Origin of the sequence: Bradyrhizobium lablabi, from assembly GCF_001440475.1 — a bacterium.
Taxonomy (GTDB): domain Bacteria; phylum Pseudomonadota; class Alphaproteobacteria; order Rhizobiales; family Xanthobacteraceae; genus Bradyrhizobium; species Bradyrhizobium lablabi.
Genome location: NZ_LLYB01000110.1, coordinates 1 through 3,932, shown reverse-complemented (window position 1 = coordinate 3,932; position 3,932 = coordinate 1). Strand labels below are relative to the sequence as shown.

Below are 3,932 nucleotides of genomic sequence, written 5' to 3'. Positions count from 1 at the left end.
GGACCAGAGCACTGTGTTCCTGANACGTTCGCGCTCAGCGTAACTTCTGATCCCGAAAGACTTGAAACACTCGGAAAACCCCCGGCAGGAAACTGCTGGGGGTTTATCCCAGCCATCAATATTCCGAAGCAACAGCTACAACTGCGCGCCTAGTGAAATGCTTCACGGCGTTGTCGTTCTTCCTTTCAACGTCACGGCATTTAGCCAGTCTGTGCGATTACTTCGATTACTTCGAGACTCGACACAGGAACTCTTATGATTAGAGCGCGAACACTCATTCTCGGCTCGGCGGCAGGTTTGATTGCCGTGAGCGGGGCACAAGCGGCCGACCTGCCGGTCAAGGCCAAGGCGGTCGAATATGTGAGGATCTGTTCGCTGTACGGCGCCGGCTTCTTCTTCATTCCGGGCACCGATACCTGCATCAAGATCGGCGGTTATCTGCGTGCGGACACCACCTTCAACGGCGCCGTCCACGGCGGCCCGGCCTGGAACAGTGACCTCGGCCAGCAAAACCGTTATCGCGATTATTTCGTCTCACGCTCCCGTCTGGCGCTGACGATTGATACCCGCACCGCGACGGAATACGGCGTAGTCCGTACCTTCGGTCAGGGCGACTTCCAGTTCAACAATTTCGGCACCTCCAATCCGACCACGCTAACAAACTTCCCCGCCCAAGCGTCAAACGCGCTCAACGTCGCGGGCGGCGGTTACGTCGCGGTCGAATTCCTCTTCATCCAGTTCGCCGGCTTCACCTTCGGTAAGTCGGCATCGGCCTATGCCACGCCGTGGCAGGGTTTCCCGGGCAATATCAACTCAAGCCTGCTCGGCGGTCAGAACACCGACACCGGCGTCAACAACATCCAGTACACCGCCGAGTTCGGCAATGGCGTATCGGCTTCGATCGGTCTGGACGACCCGACTGTGTGGGATCGCACCGCCGTCTACAATCTGAGCATCCCCGGCGCGATCGGCGCCAACGGCACAGGATCGAACGCCTATGCCGGCACCCATGCTCCCGAGATCGTCGGCAGAATCCGGGTCGATCAGGCCTGGGGTCTGTTCCAGGTGTCGGCCGCGGCGCATGAAGTGAGCGGCTCGTACAACACGCTGGACGCCGGCGGCGTCCCGTCGGCGGCATCCGAAATCAGCGGCCACCCCGAGACCAAGTGGGGCGGCGCGGTGATGGCGGGGTTGCAGATCAAGAATATTCCGACCGGTGTCGGCGACGACATCAAGGTCGACGCATCCTACGCCAAGGGCGCCACCAAGTATGTGATCGCCACCAGCGGCACCTCGCCGAACTTTGCGATGTTTGGCGATAGCGGCTTCGGCTACCAGAGCGTCGGCTTCGGTGCGACCACCGACGGCGTCTATTTCCCGGGCGCAGCCGGTACCGGCGGTATCGCTCTGACGACGGCCTGGGGCGTGCGCGGCGCCTTCAATCACAACTGGGACCCTTACTGGTCGACCAGCCTGTTCGGCAGCTACTCCTCGGTCAGGTATGACGGCGGTACGAACGACAACCTGCTGGGTGCCGGCACCTCCACGGCCAAGGGCGCCTATTGCGCTGCCTTCGCCGCCAGCCACCCGGGCCAGGCGCTCGCTGGCAACGCCGCAGGTGCCTACACCTGTAACCCTGACTTCAACGTCTCGCAGCTCGGCGTTGTGACGCGCTGGACTCCGGTCAAGAACCTGACCTTCTCGGGTGAGGTCCAGTGGTTCCATCTCGATCAGAAGATGTCGGGCTCTTCGGTGTTCACCGCGACCGCGCCGAAGCCGAACGCACTCTACGAGTTCAAGGATCAGGACACGGTCCTGCTCCAGCTCCGCGTTCAGCGCAACTTCTGACAGTGATCCTGGGGCGATGCGTCAGAAGTCGTATCGCCCCAGTAAGCCTATCTGAATCATCGCTACCGCGATCCGGAGGCGTTTTGAGCAGGCTTGGCAAGCGTTCTGGCCGAAAAGCCCAACGTCGCTCTGGAGCGACAGGCCGCTCCCTGTGCTCCTGTTTGTATCCGCGCGCGATGATTATCGCTCGGATTGGAGATTTTGCCGAGGCTGCTTGTGCCCTTCCACTGACGAACGGTTTGTCATCAGCGATGCTTCCTCATCGGAGTGGGGCAGTAGTCACGTCACAAGTGCTTGCATACCCGCGTGAGGTTCATCCTTGAAATGTGTCTTTGGATTAGCGCCGATGGCCAATCCTGGCTTTGGATCTAAGGACGTCGAAAAACTGCTCAATGCGGCGTTCGAAACGAACGATCTTCAACGCATTTGCCGTGCGGTTGGCGCTGCGGTGCTTCGATCCGGCAGCATCATCGAAGTCGCACGGGCTGCTGAGCTTGACCGCGTGACTCTATATCGCGCATTCCGTCTTGCGAAAGGGCCGGCGCTCGACAACATGATCAAGGTCCTTCGCGTGCTGGGATTTAGATTGGTTGTAGAAGTGCGCTGCGAAGTGGCGAATAGTCATGAGAGGGACGTGCCCATAGAAGGACGGAGCAGCGCGAGAAAGCGGGCTGCAACTGCTCGTCGATTCACAGCCGCATTCAAAACCGGCGAAATGGAAGCGCTTGCCAAAGTTTTCAGAGAAACCGTACAGGCGCAAGAAAATGTTGCGGAGTTCGCATGCAAAACGATCACGACGCGGGAGACGCTTTATCGCGCTTTTAACCAGTATCCGATGCCCCGATTCCGTACGCTCTTGAGCTTCCTAAGTGCATTGGACTTGCAGTTCGCCGTTCGACGCCTGGCCCGATCCAGACGGCAAAACGAGGCTCATGTTGCCACTAAGACCCATAAAAGCACCGTCCACCTGAACGTTCACGCTCAGCGAAACTTCTGATCCGAAAAGGCTTGAAACACTAAAAGAACCTCCGGCGGGAAACTGCCGGGGGTTTTTCATTGCGCGTGCAGCTCATCATCGCATGGGGAGCCGGCTACTGTCTTTCGAGGCCTGAAGGACCTGTTGGAGGGGCTGTCGCCTACGCCGTCGGGCGGGCCATAGGCTGATTGCAGGCCGCCGGTGTACCCGAAACCGCTATTGGACGCTGGCGCCCCGATGCAGGTCGGCTTCGATCTGGAGCTTGGTCCCGCCGCCGAACCGCGTTCGGTAGACCTGCAGGTTCTCCATGATCCGCTGCACATAGTTGCGCGTCTCGGAGAATGGAATCAGTTCGACCCAGTCGACGGCGTCGACCTTGGGATCGCGCGGGTCGCCGTAGCGCTCGATCCATTTCTTCACGCTGCCGCGACCGGCATTGTAGCCGGCGAAGGTCAGGATGTAGGACCCGCGGTAATCCTCCAGCAGCCCGCCGAGCTCGGCCGCGCCGAGCGTCGCGTTATAGACCGAATCGGTCTTCATCCGCTGAAGGTCGAAGCTGACGCCGGCCCGCTTGCAGACATAGCGCCCGGCGTCCGGTGTCACCTGCATCAGCCCGTAGGCCTGGGCCGGCGAGACGACCGCCGGATTGAAGGCGCTTTCCTGCCGCGCGATCGCGTAGACGACGCTGGGCTCCACCTCTGGACCGAGCTGCTTGAACGACGGAATGCCGGTGACGGGATAGGCGTAGTGGTCGAACGGGAGGCCGCGGTTGAGCGCGGCCTTGCCGAGCAGCAGCATGCCGCGGGCGTCATGATAGCGCGCGGTGAGTTCGCCGAGGCCGACCAGCGCATCGGGATCGCCGTTCTCGCCCATGTCGCCGAAAATCGGGATCGCAAGCTCGCGCTCGTCGAGTTCATAGAGCAACTGCACGGCGCGGACGATCTCCAGCCGCTCGGCCCCGCGGCCGCGTGGGACGCCGTTCAAATCGAGCTGCGGCAGGCCGAGCTTGGCGCGCGCCAATTGGCCGTAATAGCTGGTCGATTGCTCGGCGGCGCGGCCGTAAGCCGCGCGGGCTTCCTGCGAGCGGCCCGCGGCTTCCGCCGCGCGG

Annotated in this window: 3 protein-coding genes; 2 read left to right on the top strand and 1 reads right to left on the bottom strand. The window is 61.3% G+C overall.

The genetic code is table 11. From position 1 onward, the window contains the following. Positions 1-255: 255 nt before the first annotated feature. Together CQ14_RS31935 and CQ14_RS31930 are read left to right on the top strand one after the other, a co-directional pair. Complete coding sequence (locus tag CQ14_RS31935) at positions 256-1,848, top strand: porin (RefSeq protein ID WP_057861784.1); 1,593 nt, start codon at positions 256-258, stop codon at positions 1,846-1,848. A gap of 346 nt (positions 1,849-2,194) precedes the next feature. Beyond that, entirely contained in the window at positions 2,195-2,845 is a 651-nt protein-coding gene (locus CQ14_RS31930) for a hypothetical protein (protein WP_057861783.1), read from the top strand. Positions 2,846-3,040: 195 nt separating this feature from the next. On the opposite strand, the gene CQ14_RS31925 is transcribed toward CQ14_RS31930, so the two are convergent. Continuing rightward, positions 3,041-3,932, bottom strand: an 892-nt coding sequence (locus CQ14_RS31925) for a lytic transglycosylase domain-containing protein (RefSeq protein WP_156435655.1), incomplete at its 5' end; no start/stop codon positions are given.

What these genes read in the sequence shown, in the direction of transcription:
- CQ14_RS31930 (WP_057861783.1), top strand. Translation starts at nt 2,195, where the DNA reads ATGGCCAATCCTGGCTTTGGATCTAAGGACGTCGAAAAACTGCTCAAT.
- CQ14_RS31935 (WP_057861784.1), top strand. Translation starts at nt 256, where the DNA reads ATGATTAGAGCGCGAACACTCATTCTCGGCTCGGCGGCAGGTTTGATT.